General features: G+C 72.0%; 15 protein-coding genes. 6 read left to right on the top strand and 9 right to left on the bottom strand.

The annotated features are described in order from the left end of the window. Window positions 1-4 precede the first annotated feature (4 nt). The 5 genes from AB0E07_RS09905 to AB0E07_RS09885 form a co-directional block, all read right to left on the bottom strand. Window positions 5-1312, bottom strand: a complete 1308-nt coding sequence (locus AB0E07_RS09905) for a cyanophycinase (protein WP_362248074.1) — start codon at window positions 1310-1312, stop codon at window positions 5-7. Between the two features lie 141 nt (window positions 1313-1453). Further along, complete coding sequence (locus AB0E07_RS09900; RefSeq protein WP_362248072.1) at window positions 1454-2662, bottom strand: M20 family metallopeptidase; 1209 nt, start codon at window positions 2660-2662, stop codon at window positions 1454-1456. Beyond that, window positions 2659-3423 (bottom strand): amino acid ABC transporter ATP-binding protein, encoded by a 765-nt coding sequence (locus AB0E07_RS09895; RefSeq protein WP_362248070.1) that lies wholly within the window; start codon window positions 3421-3423, stop codon window positions 2659-2661. The genes AB0E07_RS09900 and AB0E07_RS09895 overlap by 4 nt, the downstream gene beginning before the upstream one ends. Continuing rightward, complete coding sequence (locus AB0E07_RS09890; protein WP_362248067.1) at window positions 3420-4439, bottom strand: amino acid ABC transporter permease; 1020 nt, start codon at window positions 4437-4439, stop codon at window positions 3420-3422. Before AB0E07_RS09890 ends, AB0E07_RS09895 begins: the two co-directional genes overlap by 4 nt. A gap of 2 nt (window positions 4440-4441) precedes the next feature. Next, a complete protein-coding gene (locus AB0E07_RS09885; RefSeq protein WP_362248065.1) occupies window positions 4442-5386 on the bottom strand; it encodes an ABC transporter substrate-binding protein in 945 nt (314 codons plus the stop codon). Window positions 5387-5667: 281 nt separating this feature from the next. On the opposite strand from AB0E07_RS09885, the gene AB0E07_RS09880 reads away from it, so the two are divergent. Continuing rightward, window positions 5668-7098 (top strand): pre-peptidase C-terminal domain-containing protein, encoded by a 1431-nt coding sequence (locus AB0E07_RS09880; protein ID WP_362248063.1) that lies wholly within the window; start codon window positions 5668-5670, stop codon window positions 7096-7098. A gap of 21 nt (window positions 7099-7119) precedes the next feature. Here AB0E07_RS09880 and AB0E07_RS09875 read toward each other — a convergent pair whose 3' ends face one another. The 4 genes from AB0E07_RS09875 to AB0E07_RS09860 form a co-directional block, all read right to left on the bottom strand. Next, window positions 7120-7821, bottom strand: a complete 702-nt coding sequence (locus tag AB0E07_RS09875; protein ID WP_362248061.1) for a DUF2071 domain-containing protein — start codon at window positions 7819-7821, stop codon at window positions 7120-7122. Window positions 7822-8091: 270 nt separating this feature from the next. Beyond that, the gene (locus AB0E07_RS09870; protein ID WP_362248059.1) at window positions 8092-9639 is read right to left on the bottom strand and encodes an FAD-dependent oxidoreductase; all 1548 of its coding nucleotides are present in this window, start codon (window positions 9637-9639) and stop codon (window positions 8092-8094) included. Then, a complete protein-coding gene (locus tag AB0E07_RS09865; protein WP_362248057.1) occupies window positions 9636-10355 on the bottom strand; it encodes a methyltransferase domain-containing protein in 720 nt (239 codons plus the stop codon). The genes AB0E07_RS09870 and AB0E07_RS09865 overlap by 4 nt, the downstream gene beginning before the upstream one ends. A 54-nt stretch (window positions 10356-10409) precedes the next feature. Further along, window positions 10410-11591, bottom strand: coding sequence for a lycopene cyclase family protein (locus tag AB0E07_RS09860; protein ID WP_362248055.1), 1182 nt, complete (start codon window positions 11589-11591; stop codon window positions 10410-10412). Between the two features lie 277 nt (window positions 11592-11868). On the opposite strand from AB0E07_RS09860, the gene AB0E07_RS09855 reads away from it, so the two are divergent. The 5 genes from AB0E07_RS09855 to AB0E07_RS09835 all read left to right on the top strand — a co-directional run bounded on the left by AB0E07_RS09855 (window position 11869) and on the right by AB0E07_RS09835 (window position 18978). Beyond that, window positions 11869-13146, top strand: a complete 1278-nt coding sequence (locus tag AB0E07_RS09855) for a polyprenyl synthetase family protein (RefSeq protein WP_362248053.1) — start codon at window positions 11869-11871, stop codon at window positions 13144-13146. Then, a complete protein-coding gene (locus tag AB0E07_RS09850; RefSeq protein ID WP_362248051.1) occupies window positions 13143-14669 on the top strand; it encodes a phytoene desaturase in 1527 nt (508 codons plus the stop codon). The genes AB0E07_RS09855 and AB0E07_RS09850 overlap by 4 nt, the downstream gene beginning before the upstream one ends. After that, the gene (locus AB0E07_RS09845; RefSeq protein WP_362248049.1) at window positions 14666-15670 is read left to right on the top strand and encodes a phytoene/squalene synthase family protein; all 1005 of its coding nucleotides are present in this window, start codon (window positions 14666-14668) and stop codon (window positions 15668-15670) included. The genes AB0E07_RS09850 and AB0E07_RS09845 overlap by 4 nt, the downstream gene beginning before the upstream one ends. Next, window positions 15667-16680 (top strand): DUF5914 domain-containing protein, encoded by a 1014-nt coding sequence (locus AB0E07_RS09840; protein ID WP_362248047.1) that lies wholly within the window; start codon window positions 15667-15669, stop codon window positions 16678-16680. The genes AB0E07_RS09845 and AB0E07_RS09840 overlap by 4 nt, the downstream gene beginning before the upstream one ends. A 249-nt stretch (window positions 16681-16929) precedes the next feature. After that, window positions 16930-18978, top strand: a complete 2049-nt coding sequence (locus AB0E07_RS09835) for a SpoIIE family protein phosphatase (protein WP_362248045.1) — start codon at window positions 16930-16932, stop codon at window positions 18976-18978. The last annotated feature ends 28 nt before the right edge of the window (window positions 18979-19006 follow it).

Raw genomic sequence — 19006 nt, 5'->3', positions numbered from 1 at the left:
CTCCTCAGACGCCGGACGGCCGGCTCGGTGTGATCGTGACCCTCAGGCCGTCCAGGGTCTGTGCCGTGGTGCCGTCGCTCGTCCAGGCGGTGAAGCCTCGCGGCTTGTCGAAGCTCACGGTGAAACGCGGGCCGCTCTCGAAGGTCGTCGCTCGTGCGGCGCGTCGCGCTCCGCTGGCCGCCAGAGCGCGGGCAGTGCCCCGGAACGAGTACGGGACCCCGTCCGGATTGGCGGCCGAGTAGAAGACGTCCGTGTTGGCGGGGACCTCCGCTGCGGAGGAGGGCGTCAGCCGGTGCTTGTCCGCGCCGGGGGTGATCCGCCAGGTGCGCGCGTCGTAGCGGTCCTGGTCGGTGAGGTAGCTGTACCGGGCGTCACGCAGGCTCCACCCGGCGGCGGAGGCCCGGCCGCGGGCGTCGCGCAGGTCGAGCACGGCCAGGCCGTTCGGGCCGAGCACGGTGAGCTGCTCGCGTGCCGTGCCCGGGTGGTCGACGACGACGGCTGTGTTCTCCTCCAGGGCGTAGACGCGGTCGTGTCCGGTGTCCGCGGCGAGCCGGTAGGACCGGCCCTCACGCCCGTAGGCACCGGTGTGCGTGTCGATGAGTCCCGAGCGCAGGAAGCCGAAGCCGCCGCGGGGAAGGTGGCCGAGCCGGGTCGGGTCCTCGAAGTAGCCGGGAGCGCTGCCGTCGCGCAGGGCCTCGTACGACTCGCCGCCGCTGACCATGTGCGGGCCGGAGGCGATCTGGGCGCCCGCCGAGGAACCCGCGACGACGGCGCCCTGGGCGAGCTTGGCGCGGATCGCGGCGAGGACCTTGGAGTCCCGCTGTCTCTCCCCGCGCAACAGGGTCCGGACGTAGCGGTACTGATCACCGCCGCCGAAGAAGAAGCCCGTCATGGAGTCGACCTGGGCGACGACCGCGTCGGATTCGGCGTTCGCGACATGGTCGAGGTCGAGCGGGAGCCACTCGGCGGCGGCTGCGCCGTGCCGCCGGAACAGGTCCGCGTAGTAGGCGCCGTTGCACACCGAGTTGCTGCATCGCTCGGGATCGTCGGCGTACGGGTCCTGGCTCTGCGGGACGGAGGCGGCGGTGATCACTCCGATGCGGGCGGCGCTGCCTCCGGCCCGTCTGATGATCTCGCCGTAGACCTGGGTGTTGTCCTCCTTGAGGCCGCCGCCGACGAGGACCAGGGAGCCGCCGGACGGGCCGGTCCTGTCGGCGGCCGCGGCGTGGGCGGCCGGGACGGTGGCGAGCAGGGTGAGAGCGAGGCCGCCGGCGAGGGCGGAGCGGCGGGTGGGGCCGGAGTGTGTGCTCATGCTGTCTCCCGGAGAGGGCGGTCGAAGGGATGCGAGGACGGTCGAGGGGATGCAAGAACGGTCGAAGGGATAGGAGGACGGTCGAAGGGGTGCGAGGGCGGAGCCGGACAGCGTCGTGTGCCGTCCGCGCGCACCGGTCGGTCAGTGCGGCGTGCTGCCCAGCTCGGCGACGAGGGCGGCGAGGACGGCGACGCGCTGGGGCACGCTCGCCGTGTCGAGCCATTCCTGCGGGGTGTGGTCCGCTCCGCCGACGGGGCCGAGTCCGTCCAGGGTCGGGACTCCCGTTCCGGCGATGAGGTTGGCGTCGCCCACTCCCCCGGTGGTGACGGCGGACAGCCGCACGCCGACGCCCGAGGCGGCCTCGCGGGCCAGCTCCAGCATGCGCCGGGAGGCCGCTGTCACCTCCATCGGAGGGCACAGGTCGAGCTGTTCGACGGTGATCGAGGTGCCGTCCACGGCCGGGTGGTCGGCGGCTTCCTGGATGGCCCGACGGACGCGGTGGACGTCGTCGGCGGTGGCCGCCCGGACCTCGATGCCGAGCACCGCCTCCGGGCAGACGATGTTGGTGCGGCTTCCGGCGCGTACCTGCCCGACGTTGACGGTGACGTCCTTCCAACGGCCGTTCAGGGCTTGCAGGTCGACGATGAGATGCGCGGCGGTCAGGGCGGCGTTCGCGCCGCGTTCGGGTTCGATCCCGGCGTGGGCGGCCCGGCCCGTGACCGTGATCAGGAAGTCGGCGACGCCCTTGCGGCCGATCACCAGATCGCCGTTCTCCCGGGCGCACTCCAGGCCGAGACCGTAGTGCACTCCGCGTGCGGTGCTCTCGATGAGGCCCCGGCTCGCGGGAGACCCGATCTCCTCGTCCGGGGTGGCCAGGAAGACCAGCTCGTCGTAGGTGTCCACGCCGTGCTCGTGGAGGATCTCCAGCGCCGTGAGGCCGGCCAGCAGGCCGCCCTTGTCGTCGCTCACTCCCGGGCCGTGGGCGAGGGCGCCGTCCAGGCGGAACGGGCGTGCGGTGGCGGTTCCCTTGTCGAACACGGTGTCCATGTGTCCGGCGAGGAGGATCCTGCGACCGCCCTCGGCCTCGTCGAGGGCGCCCTTCCGGCGGGCGACGAGGGCGTCTCCGGGCCGGCGCTCTCCGTCGACGGGGAAGCTCACCCGCTCGACCGTGAAGCCGATCCGGTGCAGGCGCCGCTGGATCCAGTCGGCCACCTGGTCGACTCCGTCGGCGTCGTAGGAGCCGGAGTCGATGGAGACGAGTTCCCTGAGATCGGTGAGGTACTGGGAGGTGTGCGAGCGGGCCAGGTCGAGCAGGTCGGCGGCGAGCTGCTGCCGGGGCGGCGCACTCACAGGACCTTGGACAGGAAGGCGCGGGTGCGTTCCTGCTCCGGTTCGACGAGCACGCGGCGCGGGTCGCCGGCCTCGACGACCACGCCGGCGTCCATGAAGACCGCCGTGTCGCCGACCTCGCGGGCGAAGCCGATCTCGTGGGTGACGACGACCATGGTCATTCCGTCGGCGGCGAGTTGCCGCATGACGTCGAGGACATCGCCGACCAGTTCCGGGTCCAGCGCCGACGTCGGCTCGTCGAAGAGCATCAGCTTCGGCTTCATCGCCAGCGCGCGTGCGATGGCGACGCGCTGCTGCTGGCCTCCGGAGAGTTCGGCCGGGTAGTGGTGGGCCCGGTCGCCCAGGCCGACCCGCTCCAGCAGCAGTTGGGCCTCCTCACGGGCCTCGGCCTTCGGTGTGCCGCCGACCCGGACGGGTGCCTCGGCCACGTTCTCGAGGGCCGTCATATGGGGGAAGAGGTTGAAGCGCTGGAACACCATGCCGATCTGCCGGCGGCGCGCGGCGACCTCCCGTTCGCGCAGTTCGTGCAGCCGGTCTCCCTGCTGGCGGTAGCCGACGAGTTCTCCGTCGACGGCCAGCCTGCCGCCGTCGACCCTCTCCAGGTGGTTGATGCAGCGCAGGAAGGTCGACTTGCCAGAACCGGACGGCCCCAACAGGCAGCACACCTGCCCGCGTTCCACACTCAGGTCGATGCCCTTGAGCACCTCCAGCCGGCCGAAGTGCTTGCGCACGCCCTCGGCGCGCACCATCGTCGCGGTCATCGGCCGTTCTCCTTGTCCGTCTTGCCCACGGTGCCGGCGACGCCCTTCCGGCCCAAGGTCCCGGCGACGCCCTTCCGGCCGAAGGCGGTCCCGGCGACGCCGCCGAACAGGCGCCGCAGCGGGGAGACGTGCCCGGCTCGGGCCGATCCGCGCCCGTAGCGGCGCTCCAGCCAGGCCTGGGGAATGCTGAGCAGGGTCACCAGGGCGAGGTACCAGATGCTCGCCACCACCAGCATCGGGATGACCTGGTAGTTCTGCGCGTACACGTCCTGGATGTTCGACATCAGGTCGTGAGCGGCGATCACGGAGACCAGGGCGGTCATCTTGAGCATGTTGATGGTCTCGTTGCCCATCGGGGGAATGATGACCCGCATCGCCTGGGGCAGGATGATCCGGCGCATGGTGAGCGCAGGGCGCATGCCCAGCGAGTGGGCGGCCTCGGTCTGTCCGACGTCCACGGACTGGATGCCGGCCCGCACGATCTCGGAGGCGTAGGCGGCCTCGTTCAGGCCGAGAGCGAGCAGGGCGGCGACCGCGGGGGTCAGCAGGCTGTTGGTCTCGGCCTGGAGGAAGGTGATGTCGGTGAAGGGCACACCGATCTTCACGTACTGGTAGAGGGCAGCGGCGTACCCCCAGAAGATGATCTGGACGAGCAGTGGGGTGCCGCGGAAGACCCACACGAACGCGGTGGCGATGCCGTAGAGCACGGGGCTGGCCGAGAGCCGCATAACCGCGATGAGGGTGCCGAGGCCCAGACCGAGGGCCATGGCGGCCGCGGTCAGCCAGAGGGTGGTGGACAGTCCGTCGAAGATGAGGTCGGCGAAGAGGTAGTCGCCGACGATGTCCCAGCGGAGGTTGTCGTTCTTGGCCAGTGAGCCGATCAGCCCGGCCAGGGCCAGCAGGGACGCCACGGTCGCGATCCAGCGTCCGTAGTTGCGGACCGGCACCACCGTGAGGTCCGGTGCGGGCGGCCCGTCCGCCTTGGACACCCCCGGCGGGAGGTCGGTGTCGATCATCTTCAGTCCACCGCCGCGTTCTTGGTGGCTTCCTTCACCGCGATCGAAGCGACACCGTACTGGTCGTAGATCTTCTTGACGGTGCCGTCGTCGATCAGGGCCTGAAGCGCCTTGAGAATGGCATCCGTCAGTTCGGGCAGCTCCTTGCTGACCGCGATGCCGTTGGGCGAGGCGTTGTAGCCGCCGGGGGCCGCCGGGTCCTCGACCAGGTCGAACACGGCTCCGTCGTCAGCGGTCTTGGCGACCCAGCCCGCGGCGGGCTTGGTCAGTACCTGCGCGACGACCTTGCCCGACCTCAGGGCGAGTTGCGCGTCGGAGTCCTTGGGGAAGGTCTGGATGTCGATCTTCCTGCCCGTCTTCGCGCACTCCTGCTGCCGGGACTTGAGCAGATCCAGCTGGTTGGTGGCGGCCTGGACGGCGACCTTCTGGCCGCACAGACCGTCCAGGTCGGTGATCCGGGCCGGGTTGCCCTCGGCGACGAGGATGCCGGAGCCGGACTGGGAGTAGTCGACGAAGTCGACGACCTGCTGGCGCTCCTTGTTGTCGGTGATGGCGGACATCGCGGCGTCGAACTTGCCGGCCTGGATGGCGGGCACGATGCCGTCGAACTTCTGCGGGGTGAAGGCGAAGGTCACGCCGAGCTTCCCGCCCAGCGCCTGGCCGAGGTCGTAGTCGAGCCCGGTCAGCTGGGTCTCGCCCTCCTTCACGAACATCTCGAAGGGCGGGTAGGGCACATCCGTCGCCACCCGCACCTTCCCGGCCTGTCTGATCTCCTCGGGCAGCAGGTCGTGGAGCGCCTGGTCCTTCTTGATCTGCACTCCGGCCACTGAGACCTGGCCGCCCGCCGCGGGCGCGGCGTCGTCCCCTTCTCCGCAGGCGGAGAGCGTCGCAAGGCCCAGCGCCGTCACTGCGGCGGTCGCCGCACACCGGGCGAGACGAGTGTTCATCGTGGTCGAACCTCTCGGAATCCGTGCCGACGGATAGGTGTCGTCGGCAGCACACCAGGGAAGTTACAGATCACGGCGTTCCATGGCTAGATGTATCGCACGTTACTTTCCTGTAACGCCACCACGGCACACTCCTCCAGGGGGCTGATCAGCACATTTCACCCAGTCAACTGACCGATGAGCAAAGGCCCGAGCCATCCCACGCCATACATCTTCCGCCGCATCAAGTCAGCTTGTATCTTCCGCTACCGACTCGAATTCCGGCTTCCTGGAGCGCCTCCATGACGTCACGCCCTGCACGCACCTGCACCGCGGCTGCCACCGCACTCGCCGCCCTGACACTCACCCTGGCGGCCCACCAGCCGGCTCAGGCCGCCGCGAACCGGATCAGACTCGGCAGCGCCACCGACGTCAGCCGCGTCTCCTGGAACGGGCCGGCGTTCACCATGAACGGAGCCGGAGGCATCGTCACGGCCTCCATGAGCCGTGCGGTGAATGACATCCGGGGCGGCAGCGGAACGCTCGACGTGGTGGTCCTCGCGGGCTCCGCGCCCACCACCGGAAGCGCCACACCCGAGTGCGACACCATCGTGGCTCTGGCAGGCGTCAACTCCTGCACCACCTGGACTCTCACCGCCGCGACCGACGGCAACAACAGCCAGGTCAACACCGACGTCCGCAATGCCGAGTTCGTCTACTTCGCCGGCGGCGACCAGTGCAGATACGCGGCCTGGAAGGGCACCGCGCTGGAGACGTCGGTCGAATCGGTCGTCGCCAAGGGCGGCGGGTCCGGCGGCGGCAGCGCCGGTCACCACATCAACAGCCCGCTGGTGTACGACGCCTGCAACGGCAGCGTCACCAGCACCGAGGCACTCGCCGATCCGTACCGTCGCTCCATCAGCTTCACCACGGGCATGTTCCAGTGGGCCGACTACTCCGGTGTCGTCAACGACTCCCACTTCGTCACCCGCGACCGCATGGGCCGCACCATGGCCTTCGTCGCCAGAGCCGTCAAGGACGGCCTCACCCCCGGAGGCGCAGCATGGGGCGTGGGTGTCGAGGAAGGCGGGGGCTCACTCTTCATCGACCGCAACGGCCTCGGCACCCAGTACGGCAAGGACGCCTATGTGGTGCTCGCCGACCACCAGCCCGAGCAAGCGGCCGCCCGCAAGCCTCTGACGTACACGAACTTCAAGATCTGGCGTCTGACTCCGGGCACCACCTTCGAGTTCAGGAACCGGCCCAGCTGCGGCTACTACCTGCGCAGCGTCACCAACGGCGTCCCCGACCCCAACCTCTACAGCGGCACCCCGATCACGAACTGCACGCCCCAGGGCGGCGGCACAGTGGCCGAGAGCGAACCGAACGACACCCGCGACACGGCCGACGACGCCACACAGCCGGCCCCCCTCACCCTCACCCTCACCGGCACCATGAAGTCCACCACCGACCGCGACTACTTCAGGACCGAGCTCGGCACCGGGCAGACGGCCTCCATGGACTGCTCCATACCCGCGGCCTACGACGCCGACCTGTACTGGCTCGACTCCACAGGCGCCACGCTGGAACGCTCCGTGAACGACGGCACCGGAGCCGACGAGGCCCTCACCTTCACCCGGACCGCCCCAGGCACCGGCACCTACTACGTCGACGTCGAGGCATACGACGAATCCGGGGCGTCCGCGTACAGCTGCGCTCTCTCCAGGACCTGACGCGCATCAGCACCAGCGCCGTCACCTTCCGCCCGGTACGGCGTGGGACAGCCGGGCGGGCGGGCCGAACCGCACCTCGACGCCCGGTGCGTACAGCACACTGTCCGGCTCCGGCGGCAGCGGCGCGACACCCGCCGAGTTCAGCAGGGACGCGTCCCAGTCGAGCACGTCGCAGCGGCGGAACGTCCACGCCGGGTGGGTCAGCCCCATGTAGTACGTGCCCCTGGGGCCGTCTCCGTGCAGACCCCAGCGGTTGGTCAGGAAGCGGTCCAGCGGGCCGGGCTCGGCGACCTCGGCGGAGACGTCGATCCACACATGGCCGCCGGTCCGCCGCCTTCCGCGTTCCTGCGTGCGGTATACCAGCCGCTGTCCGTACCAGTGGCGGGAGATACGGGCCCAGCGGTAGGGCAGCCCGAACCCGGCCCGCGCGCCCAGCGCGGGGAGCAGGCGGTCGCAGTCCAGCGAGCGGAAGACGACTCCGCGCCGGCCCAGCTCGTCGCGGCTGTACAGGCGGACGTTGACCTCGTTGAACGTCCCCAGGTACGGGATCGGCGGTCCCGGCCCGAACGCCAGGTCCACCATCCGGAAGAAGACCAGGCCCACGTACGTACGACCGTGATGCAGATCCGGGACCGTGCCCGGCGGCAGGAGCCGGGCGACCTCGAAGGGGTCCGCCTCCCAGTGCAGGAACACCAGGTCGCGCCAGTACTGGCGGAACAGCACACGCCGGACGCGACGCGGCGCCAGGGGAGTCAGCGCCTCGGGGGCCCGGCGGTGCCGAACACCGCGCCGCGGCCCGTGGTGCCCACTCATCCGCGGGCTCCGGGCGCACCGACACACCGGCCGCACACGGCTGAACCGACCGCTTCCGCCATCGCGCCACCTTCCCGCTGCCGGAGACTCCCGGGCGCACGGCGCCCGGCCTCCCCGTAGACGCTTCAGCCGAAGGTCGTCCGACGGTTGCACCCGGACGGCGGGGAAGGCCGGTCCCGCTCAGCTCCCCGCGATCCGGGCGAGCCCGCGCAGCACGGCGGAGCGTCCACGGTCCGGGACCGTCCACAGTGTCTGCCCCCGCACGCCCCACCCCTTGAGCAGGACGTTCGCTGCCAGGAATCCGGTGGTCGCGGCCCGCTCCATCAGCGCCACGGGCAGGTCGGTGCGGACCAGGTCACCGGCGAGGACCAGACCGGGGACAGGTGTCTCCACGGTCGGCCGGTCAGCGTAGCCGCCCACCGGGAACAGCGGGCAGTCCGCGCGCCACTCGTGCCGCACGTCGACGATTTCGGCCGCCCGCGTCTCGGGGTACACCCGGTGCAGCTGGTCGATCAGCCACTTCTGCTCGACCTCGCGGGTCGCACCCTCCGGCAGGGCGTAGGCGTGGAGTTCGACGACCGAGCCGCCGGTGCGGGCGGCCCAGCGTGCGGCCTCGCCCTCCCAGCGGTCCAGGACGCTGATGTTGTCGAGCGAGCCGAAGCCGCTGGTGCCGAGGAAGCCGGGCCGGTCGGAGGCGACGGGCCGGTCCAGCCACAGCCGGGTCACCAGGAAGGGCGGTGCGGTGCGCAGACGGTCGGCCTGTTCGCGCCAGCGGGCATCTCCCAGGCCGGGTGACGCGGCGATGAGGGAGCGCAGGCCGGCGGCGTCCAGGGCCAGCACGACCCCGTCGTAGCGCTGCTCGTCCCGGTCAGTTGCGATCTCCAGTCCGCCGTTCCTGGCGGGGGCGATGTGCTCGACCGCCACGGATGTGCGCACTTCGGCGCCGTGTCCGCGCAGGTACGACTCCAGCGGGTTCCAGAGGGCCGTGGGGAACGGTTCGCGCGGAACGTCGAAGAGGAGCCCCTCGGAGGAGCCGAGGAAGTAGATGTGGAACATCAGCGCCATCTCGGCGGCCGAGAGGTGGCGGGGGTCGGCGAAGAAGCTCCGGGAGAACACCTCGAAGGCGAGGTGGCGGGCCTGCTCCGGGAAGCGTACGGCTTCGAGGAAGTCGTGGGCGCTGGTGTCGTCGAGGCGGTCGTACAGGTCGGGCAGGCGGACGTCGAGCAGGGGCAGGGCCGCCACGGCGTCCATGGCGCGCACGTCGCGCAGCGGGAAGGAGCGGCTGAGGGCGACGAACCCCAGGGCGCTCCACGGCGGTGTCCTCGGTACGTGGCGGAAACTGTCGCGCAGTCCGCTGTGGTGGAGCAGCGGGTAGTCGGGCAGGCCGGTCAGGCGCGTGAGTGCCGGATCGGTGCGGCGCAGCAGTCCGCGCAGGTTGTAGTACTGGCGGAAGAACGCGTGGAATCCGCGGCTCATGGTCACGTCGGTGCCGTCACCGAGCCGGGTCGACCAGCCGCCGACACGTCCGCCGAGATAGTGCTCGCGCTCGTAGAGGGTCACGGCGACGCCGCGTTCGGCCAGGGCCGTGGCCGCGGCGAGTCCGCCGATTCCGCCGCCGACCACGGCGACGGTGGGCCGGCCCTCGGCTCGCGGGGCTCCCGGGTGCGCCGGCAGGACGCGTGCGCGCCGGTCGCGTCCGCGGCGGGCGGCCCGTGCGGGGGGTGTCATGGCTGTCGTTCTCCTCTGCGGGCGACGAACGTGTGGGTGATGCCTGTCTGCCAGCCCGGCAGCGGGAGGGCGCGGACCCGGTCGAAGCCGGCCGCGGACAGACGTCGCGCGAAGCGGTCCGCTGTGTCGAAGTCGATGGCGCTGCGCCACAGATGGTCGTAGAGCGGGCCGTCGCCGAGGGCTCTGGCGGCGGGCTGGACCATTCCGCGGACGACGAGCGTCCACACCATCCGGTCGCGGCGGCGTCCGGTGAGCGTGTACTCGTGGACGGCGAGCCGACCCCCGGGGCGCAGGAGGTCGTGGACCTGGGCGAGGACGGTGTCGGGGTCGGCGACGTTGCGCATGAGGTAGGCGGCGAAGACGGCGTCGAAGGGCCCCCGCACGCCCGCCTCGGTCAGTCGTTCGGCCGGCGCGTGGACGAAGGAGACGCTGTCGGCCCACGGTTTCGCGGCCGCCCGTTCCAGCATCCCGGCGGACGCGTCCACGGCTGTCACCTCCGCGGCCGGGAGGAGGGAGCGGATCGCGGCGGTGGAGGCACCGGTGCCGCAGCCGAGGTCGAGCAGGCGCAGTCCTTCACCCGCTCCGGGCAGGCCCAGGCGGCGGACCGAGCGTCGCAGGTGGGCGTGGTAGCCGGGGTTGGCGGCCACGAGCGCGTCGTAGGAGCGGGACGCGTGGTCGAACGCCGCGGCGAGATCGGCGTCTCGCATGACGGTCATGCTGCCTCCAGGGCGGTGATGGCGAGTGGTGTCCGGGGGTCGGCGGGCGCGGGGTCAGCGGGCGGGGCGGCGGGGCAGGCGGCCCAGTTCCGCGACGGTGCGCAGCATGGGGCCGATGGGGGTGTGCAGGCCGACGGCGAGGTCGTCTCGCAGTGAGGTGCGCCCGTCGAGGAAGCGGAGCACCTGTGCCATGGGCACGCGGGCGAAGAGGCGGCTGAACAGCGCGGGCCCGTCGACCCTGCCGCTGTCCAGCGCCCGCAGCAGCACGGCGTCCATCGCCCGGGAGCGCGCCGAGTGGGCGGGCGGCGGTTCGGGGTGCCGCCCCCTGCGGAGCGCCGAGGCCACGGCACGGGTCTGGCGCTGGAGGCCCGCGAAGGTGTAGCCGGTGGAGGGTCTGGTGGCGCCTCCGGCAGCTCCGATACGGAACACCGAGGTGCCGACCCGCCGCGCGAAGGGGGCGTCGGTCATCGGGATGACGCCGCCCTCCTCGGCCACGATCTCGAAGTCGGGCAGGAGCAGGACGTCCCGCGTGTAGTGGCGCAGCGCCAGGCGGTAGCCGGCCTCGGACAGGACGCGTGGCGAGAACTCCGTGTACTCGACGAGGGCCTCGTTCACGGCGGTCGGCAGCACGTAGCCGAAGGACAGGCCCTCGGCGGGCTGGGGGGTCCGGAAGTCCATCAGTTCTACGGTGGCGGGGTCGAAGGCCGCTCCCGCCGTACGGACGATCCAGCCGCGGAAGTGCTGGAGCACGGTGGTGCGGGCCGCGGGCAGGCTGCCCAGCGGTCTGGAGTCGAAGACCCAGCGGGCGGCGAGGAGTTCGGCCCGGCCGTCCGACCCTGTCATGCGGACGCGGGCGGCGCCGGGCACCTCCTCCACACTCTCCACGGTGGCTTCCAGACGGCGCACGTTCCCGCCCCTGGCCAGGTCCCGCGCGACGAGTGCCTCGAAGTCGTCGGAGCGGATCATCTTGTAGCGCAGCGGTGAGATGTCCTGTTCGATGGGCGTCGATGCCGGGGGCCGGACCCGCAGCCGGCTCCATTCGGCGCGTACCGCCGCGTCGAAGCGCCCGGGGCCCTCCTCCCAGTAGCACCAGGTGCGCGGTGGGGGGCGCAGTGGGCCGGGTGGAGCGTCCACCAGCAGGACCGACGGGGCTCCCGACCTCGCCTCGCTGAGGCGGTGGGCGAGCGAGAGCCCCGCCGCTCCCGCGCCCAGTACGGCCACGTCCGCCTCCAGCACGACGGTGCTCCTCCCTGTCCTCGGCCCCACTCCGCGCATCCACCGCGCCCAGCACTTCCCTGCCACGGCACCGCCCGGATGCACCTTTCCCGACACAGGGGTGTCGCGTCCTTGTTCACCCGGGGTGTCGCGTACTTCTTCGGCCGTCCGGGCGCGAAGGACGCGTCGGTCGCATCCGTAACCGCCCACTCCGCAGAAGGTTGCGGTGAGAGGAACAGTCCCCGCGGCGAGAGGAACCGGAATGCGTCCCGTGCAGGCAGAGGAGCGAACCGCGGCCTTGCCGCCACCCGTCCCACGCCTGGTGCCCGCGACCGGCACGCCCCGGCGGACGCGGGCGGACCGCGTCGGGGAGAGAACAGCGGACCTCGCTCCCCCACCGGGGGGTCCGGACTCCGTCGGCGCGGACGCGCTGCGGCCGGTCGACGACGACGTGCACTCCGCCGTCGGGCGGGTTCTGGAGGAGATCCTCGCGGACCGGCTCACCCGGGCCCGCACCATGGACGCGCTGTTCACGCAGGAACTCGCGGCCCGGGTCGCGCAGTTCACGCGGGACGGCGGCAAGCGGATCCGCTCGCAGTTGGTGTGGTGGTCGATGCGGGCATGCGGCGGCGACGGTGACGCCCACGCGGCGGCGGCGCTGCGGATCGGGGCCGCGATCGAACTGCTGCAGAGCTGCGCGCTGATCCACGACGACGTGATGGACGGCTCCGCTCTCCGGCGTGGACGCCCCGCCCTGCACACCGTGATACGGGACGGCTACTCCGGGACGGCGGCGCCCGAGCGGGTCGGGCGGTTCGGTGACGCGGCCGCGGTCCTGGCCGGTGATCTCGCACTCGCCTGGGCGGACGACACGGTCGCGGAGACCGTCCTGCCGCCGTGGACCACGACCGTCGTGCGCCGTATGTGGAGCGACATGCGCACGGAGATGGTCGCCGGTCAGTACCTGGACATGCAGGGGCAGCTCGCGCACGTGCGTTCCCAGCCCCGCGCTCTGCGCGTCGCCTGCCTGAAGAGCGCGCTGTACTCCGTCGAACGCCCGCTGGCCCTGGGAGCCGCCGTCGCGGGCGCCGACACCGCCACGGTGAGCGCCCTGTGCGCGGCGGGCCGCCGCGTCGGCATGGCGTTCCAGCTCCGGGACGACCTCAACGACGTCTTCGGTGACGCCCGGCACAACGGAAAGCCGCTGGGCGGAGACATCCGTGAGGGCAAACCGACCTACCTCGTCGCGCTGGCGCTGGAACGGGCCGAGCAGAACCGCGACCAGGGGGCCCTCACCACGCTGCGACGTGCCCTCGGCGATCCGCAGCTGAGCGACCAGGACCTCGACGAGGCCCGCGACGCGCTCGTCAGGACCGGCGCGCGGAACCTGGTGGAGCAGAAGATCGAGCGGCTGGCCGCGCAGGGCTTCCGGCAGTTCGACTCGATCCGGCTGGTCCCGGAACCGGCGGCACGGCTGCGGCACCTGCTGAGCACCGCCGCCGGGAGGTCCGCGCCGGACATCCCCGAGATCCCGAGCGAGGCTCGCCGCTCCAACCCGGCAGGGGGTCGCCGGTGACGCGCTCACTGCCGGGGCGTACCGATCACGTGGTCGTCGTCGGGGCCGGTCTCGCCGGGCTCTCGGCGGCGCTGCACCTGCTGGGCGCCGGGCGGCAGGTCACGATCGTCGAACGCGAGACGGTGCCCGGAGGACGCGCCGGGCGCGTGGACCTGGGCGGCTACCGGATCGACACCGGACCCACGGTCCTGACCATGCCGGAACTCGCCGACGACGCCTTCGCCGCGGTGGGGGACAGCCTGTACCGGCGCGTCGAGCTGATCTCCATGCATCCGGCGTACCGGGCGTGCTTCGCGGACGGCAGCACCCTCGACGTGCACACCGACGCCGACGCCATGGCCGCCGAGGTCGAACGCTTCTCCGGCGTCGCCGAGGCCGAGGGCTACCTCAGACTCCGCCACTGGCTGGGCCGCCTCTACCGCGCCCAGATGAGCCGTTTCATCGAGGCGAACTTCGACTCCCCGCTCGATCTCCTCACCGGCGACCTGGCCAGACTCGCCGCACTCGGCGGCTTCGCCCGACTGGACCGGCGCATCGGCCGCTTCCTCAAGGACGAACGGCTGCGCCGCGTGTTCTCCTTCCAGGCCCTGTACGCGGGCGTCTCCCCCTCCAGCGCGCTGGCCGCCTACGCCGTCATCGCCTACATGGACACCGTCGCCGGGGTCTACTTCCCGCGCGGCGGCATGCACGCGCTGCCGCAGGCCATGGCCGACGCGGCGGCCGACGCCGGCGCCGACCTCCGCCTCGGGCAGACGGTGACCCGGCTGGAGCGGAAGGGCGAACGCATCACCGCGGTCGTCACCGACCAGGGCCGCATCCCCTGCGACGCGGTCGTCCTCACCCCCGACCTGCCCGTCACCTACAAGCTGCTCGGCCGCGCGCCCCGCAGGCCGGTCGGCCTCCGGCACGCGCCCTCCGCGGTGGTCCTGCACGCGGGCACCACCCGCACGTGGCCCCAACTCGCCCACCACACCATCTCCTTCGGCTCGGCCTGGCGCAGCACCTTCGACGAACTCATCAAGCAGGGGCGGCTCATGAGCGACCCCTCCCTGCTGATCACCCGGCCCACCACCACCGATCCCTCCCTCGCCCCGCCGGGCCGCCATCTGCACTACATCCTCGCCCCGTGCCCCAACACCGACATCGGCCCCGGCGCGTCCGAGTGGAAGGACCTCGCCCCCCGCTACCGCGACACCCTGCTCAGGGAGTTGGAGCGGCGCGGACTCGACGGGCTGGAGGCCGCCATCGAGGAGGAGTGCCTCGTCACACCGGCCGACTGGCAGGCACAGGGTCACGCCGCCGGCACACCGTTCTCGGCGGCCCACACCTTCCTCCAGACCGGACCGTTCCGTCCCCGCAACCTGGTCCGCGGCACCGCCAACGCCGTACTCGCCGGCTGCGGGACGACGCCCGGCGTCGGCGTTCCCACCTCCCTGCTGTCGGGCAAGCTCGCGGCGGCCCGCGTCACCGGCCCTCAGCGGCTTTCCACCCCGTACGCCCCCGCCGAGGAGGCCCCCGCATGACCAGGCGCGAACTCGACGCGGCGGGCATCACCGACCCCGAACTGCGCGCCGCCTACCTGCGCTGCCGCGCCCTCAACGCGGCACACGGCAAGACCTACTTCCTCGCGACCCGCCTGCTGCCCGCCGCCCGGCGCCCCGCCGTCCACGCCCTGTACGGCTTCGCCCGCTGGGCCGACGACATCGTCGACAGCCTGGACAGCGGCGTCGACGAGCGGGCCCGCGCCACGGCTCTGACGGCGCTGCGGGCCCAGTTGGACGTGGGCCTGCGCGAAGGGCACAGCGACGATCCCGTGGTGCTCGCGCTCGCCGACACCGCCCGCCGCTACTCCATCGACCACGGCCACTTCCGGGACTTCATGAGCGCGATGAGCGCCGACCTCGTCGTCACGGACTATCCCGGCTACGCCGACCTGCGCGGCTACATGCACGGCTCGGCCGCCGTGATCGGCCTGCAAATGCTGCCGGTGCTGGACACCGTCGTACCCCTGGCGGAGGCGGAGCCCTACGCGGCCGATCTGGGCGTGGCCTTCCAACTCACCAACTTCCTGCGGGACGTCGGCGAGGACCTGGACCGCGGGCGGGTGTACCTGCCGGCCGATCTGCTCGCCGGCCACGGTGTCGACCGGGCGTTGCTGCGCCACTGCCGCGACAGCGGACGACGCGAGCGCCGGGTGACCGCGGCCCTCAAGGAGTTCGAGGCCCTGACCCGCTCCGTCTACCGGCGGGCCGAGCCCGGCATCGCCATGCTCGCCCCGATCTCACGGCCCTGTATCCGCACCGCGTACGTGCTGTACGGCCGCATCCTGGACGCCGTCGCCGCCGACGACTACGCGGTGCTGCACCGGCGCGCCGTGGTGTCCCGCCGGGTCCGTGCCGCGGTCGCCGCCGACGGCCTCGCCCGGGTGGCCGCCGCACGCCTGCGCCACCGCCCCTCGCGCCGAAGCGATCCGCCCGCGCCGCCCACAGTCCTGAGCCCGTCGGTCACCGAGGAGGCGGCATGAACCCGCACCAGCCCGGCCGTCGCGGACGTCTGCCGCTGTCGATCAGGCGCCGTCCCGTCCCCTGGCACCGTCAGCAGCCGACCTGGCGCGAGGCCAAGCCGGCGGTGATCGGCCAGGCGCTGAAGCGGGCGCAGGCCAAGCCCTCCGGCAACTGGTACGTCGTAGGAGCGTCCGACCGCCTGCGCGGCGACCGGCCGCTCGCCCGGACCGTCGCCGGACGGGAAGTGGTGGTCTGGCGCGGCCCCGACGGCCGTCCGCTGGCGGGGCCGGGCATCTGCCCGCACCTCGGCGCGCCCCTGCGCGACAGCCCGGTCCGGTGCGGAACCCTGACCTGCCACTGGCACGGACTGTCGCTCGACGGTGCCCCGTTCGCGGGCTGGAACCCGCTGCCCGCCCACGACGACGGAGTACTCCTCTGGGTGCGCGTCGACGACATCGGCGGGGAAGCGCCCCTGGACACACCCGTGCTGCCGTCCCGCCCCACGGTCGGCAGCGCGCTGACGGCGGTCTACGAGGACACCGGCGTCTGTGAACCCGAGGACATCGTCGCCAACCGCCTCGACCCGTGGCACGGGGCCTGGTACCACGCGTACTCGTTCGTCGACCTCACGGTCGTCGGATCGCCCGACGCCTCCGGCGCACCGGACGACAGCTTCACCGTCGACGTCTCCTTCAAGGTGGCCGGACGCCTGGTGGTGCCCGTGCGGGCCGTGTTCACCACGCCGGAGCCCCGCACGGTCGTCATGCACATCACCGAGGGTGAGGGAGCGGGCTCGGTGGTGGAGACGCACGCCACCCCGCTCGGGCCGGACGGACTCGGCCGCCCCCGCACGGCGGTGACCGAGGCGGTCGTGGCCGCGTCCGACCGACGCGGCTTCGCGCTCGCCCGCCGCGCGGCACCCCTGCTCCGCCCGCTGATGCGCGGCGCGGCCGGGAAACTGTGGCGCGACGACCTCGCCTACGCGGAACGCCGCTGGGAACTGCGCTCCTCGGGCCGCTTCCCCGGCTGACGACTCCCCCGCCCGTGCTGTCTCCGGTCACACCGATTCGACAGCCATGCGATCGGGCGTATCGTGACTAAAAGTCAGTGACGGGATAAAGATCTCTTCCCGGGTACGACTGGTGCGCTGTCAGCCATGGCCGCCGGTCGGCTGATTCCTGCGGTACGGCTCCTCGCCGGTCGGAGACAGGTAAGAACCATGTGCTCGTCACCGCGCGTCCCAGCGACCGACCGCGGCATGCGGCAGGTGGAAGCACTCATGGCCGACGTGATGCACGAGACCGGGGCGTCCGCGGGCCTCCTCTACCTGATCCCTCCCGGGGACCGGCTGCTGTGGCTCTCCGTGCTCTCCGGTGTGTCACGGCAGATCGCCTCGCCCTGGTCCCGGGCCTCGCTGCGTGCGTCGACGCCGGTCGCGGACGCCATCCGCCAACGACGCCAGGTCTGGCTCAGCAGCCAGGAGGAGGTGGCCCGGCGGTACCCGCAGCTGAGTCTGGTACTGCCGTACGACTTCGCGCTGGCCGCAGGTCCCTTCCTCAGCGCCACCGAGGCGTGGGGCGGCTTGGCTCTGCTCTGGCCCGTTGGGCACCCTTCGCGCCCGAGCACCCGCCGTCGTGAGGCCGTCGCGGCCTACTGCCGGCGGACCGCACACGTGCTGGAGCGGGCGGCGGCCCGGGGCAGGCCCCTGCTGCCACCCGACGAGCCCCGCTACCTTCCCGCATCGATCGAGAATGCCGACCCGGATCGTGCGGTGGCGGCGCTCCGCTTCACCGAACGCCTGTCCACGGGCTGCTGCTCACTCGATCTGGACGGTCGGCTCACCTTCGTCAATGCCGCCGGAGCCGATCTGCTGGGCGTCGACGCCGCCTGTCTCCTGGGCTGTCCGCCCTGGGAAGTGCTGCCGTGGCTGGTCACGCCGAGCAGCGAAGAAGGGTTCCGAGCCGCAATGGTCACGAGTCGGCCCACCTCGTTCACCGCGACACGGCCCCCGAACCGTCCCCTGCGGTTCCAGCTGTACCCGGACGGAAGCGGTGTCAGCGTCCTGATCACGCCCGCGTCGCCGCAGACGGTCCCCGTGCGAGCGCCACTGCCCGAGGAGGCTGTCGGAACCTTGGGGCTGTACCACCTCACGCACGTGGCTGCCGCCCTTGCCGAAGCCGTCACGGTCAAGGATGTCGCCGACGTCGCCGCCGACCAGATCGTGCCCGCCTTCGGCCCTCAGGGTCTGGTCCTGACGGTCGCCGATGAAGACCGCCTGCACATCGTCAGCCATCGCGGCCACACCGCGGAACTCATCAGCCGGTTCGACGGCACGTCCGCCGACTCCCGTACCCCGACCGCACACGCGCGAGCCATTGGCACCCCCGTCTTCTACTCGACCGTCGCGGACTTCCAACGCGCCTATCCCGGCGCACCGCGCTACGACAACAGGAGTTCCTGGGCCTTCCTGCCGCTGACCGCCTCCGGGCGCCGCATCGGTTCCCTCGCCCTGTCCTACGAGCAGCCCCGCCCTTTCCAGCCGGCCGAACGCGCTCTCCTCTCCTCCCTGGCCGGACTCGTCGCCCAGGCCCTCGACCGCGCCCGCCTCTACGACGCCCAGCACACCGTCGCCCGCACGCTTCAGACCAGCCTGCTTCCCCCAAGGCTGCCCGTCATCGCAGGCCTGGACATCGCAGCCCGCTACCAGTCCGCGGGCCACGGCATGGACATCGGCGGCGACTTCTACGACCTCATCCACACTCCGGGCACGGTCACGGCGGCGATCGGCGATGTCCAGGGCCACAGCACGGCCGCCGCTGCCCTGATGGGACAGGTCCGCACCACGGTCCATGCCCACGCCACGGCCGGCGCCCCGCCCGAGGAACTCCTCGCCCGTGCGAACCGACTGCTCACCGATCTCGGCACCGAGTTGTTCACGAGCTGCCTGATCTCCCAGCTCGACCTCGCCCGCCGACGTGTCCGACTCGCCAGCGCCGGACATCCGCCACCCCTGCTGCGCCACCCGGACGGCCGCACCGAGGTCCTGCGTCCGCCGCCCGGACTTCTGCTGGGCATCGATCCCCGGGCCGCCTACGACACCCTCGATGTCCCGCTCCTGCCCGGCGCCGTACTCACTCTGTACACGGACGGTCTGGTCGAGGTCCCCGGAGCGGACATCGACGACACCACCAACGCTCTGGCCGGAAGACTCGCCCAGAGCGCGACACGAGACCTCGACCGCCTCGCCGATTTCCTCGTCAGCCACGCGGAGCACACCGCCGGGCACGACGACGACATCGCCCTCCTGCTCATCCGACCCGAGCAGTGACCCACCGCGTCACGCCGCCGGGCGAGCC

It is taken from the genome of Streptomyces sp. NPDC048002 (genome assembly GCF_040653275.1).
Taxonomy (GTDB): Bacteria; Actinomycetota; Actinomycetes; order Streptomycetales; family Streptomycetaceae; genus Streptomyces.
The sequence above is the reverse complement of the archived record's forward strand: the minus strand, read 5'-3'. Positions and strand labels throughout refer to the sequence as shown.

Coding starts and splice junctions, on each gene's coding strand:
- AB0E07_RS09905 (WP_362248074.1), bottom strand. CDS start 1,312: ATGAGCACACACTCCGGCCCCACCCGCCGCTCCGCCCTCGCCGGCGGC.
- AB0E07_RS09895 (WP_362248070.1), bottom strand. CDS start 3,423: ATGACCGCGACGATGGTGCGCGCCGAGGGCGTGCGCAAGCACTTCGGC.
- AB0E07_RS09890 (WP_362248067.1), bottom strand. CDS start 4,439: ATGATCGACACCGACCTCCCGCCGGGGGTGTCCAAGGCGGACGGGCCG.
- AB0E07_RS09885 (WP_362248065.1), bottom strand. CDS start 5,386: ATGAACACTCGTCTCGCCCGGTGTGCGGCGACCGCCGCAGTGACGGCG.
- AB0E07_RS09880 (WP_362248063.1), top strand. CDS start 5,668: ATGACGTCACGCCCTGCACGCACCTGCACCGCGGCTGCCACCGCACTC.
- AB0E07_RS09870 (WP_362248059.1), bottom strand. CDS start 9,639: ATGACACCCCCCGCACGGGCCGCCCGCCGCGGACGCGACCGGCGCGCA.
- AB0E07_RS09865 (WP_362248057.1), bottom strand. CDS start 10,355: ATGACCGTCATGCGAGACGCCGATCTCGCCGCGGCGTTCGACCACGCG.
- AB0E07_RS09845 (WP_362248049.1), top strand. CDS start 14,666: ATGACCAGGCGCGAACTCGACGCGGCGGGCATCACCGACCCCGAACTG.
- AB0E07_RS09840 (WP_362248047.1), top strand. CDS start 15,667: ATGAACCCGCACCAGCCCGGCCGTCGCGGACGTCTGCCGCTGTCGATC.
- AB0E07_RS09835 (WP_362248045.1), top strand. CDS start 16,930: ATGGCCGACGTGATGCACGAGACCGGGGCGTCCGCGGGCCTCCTCTAC.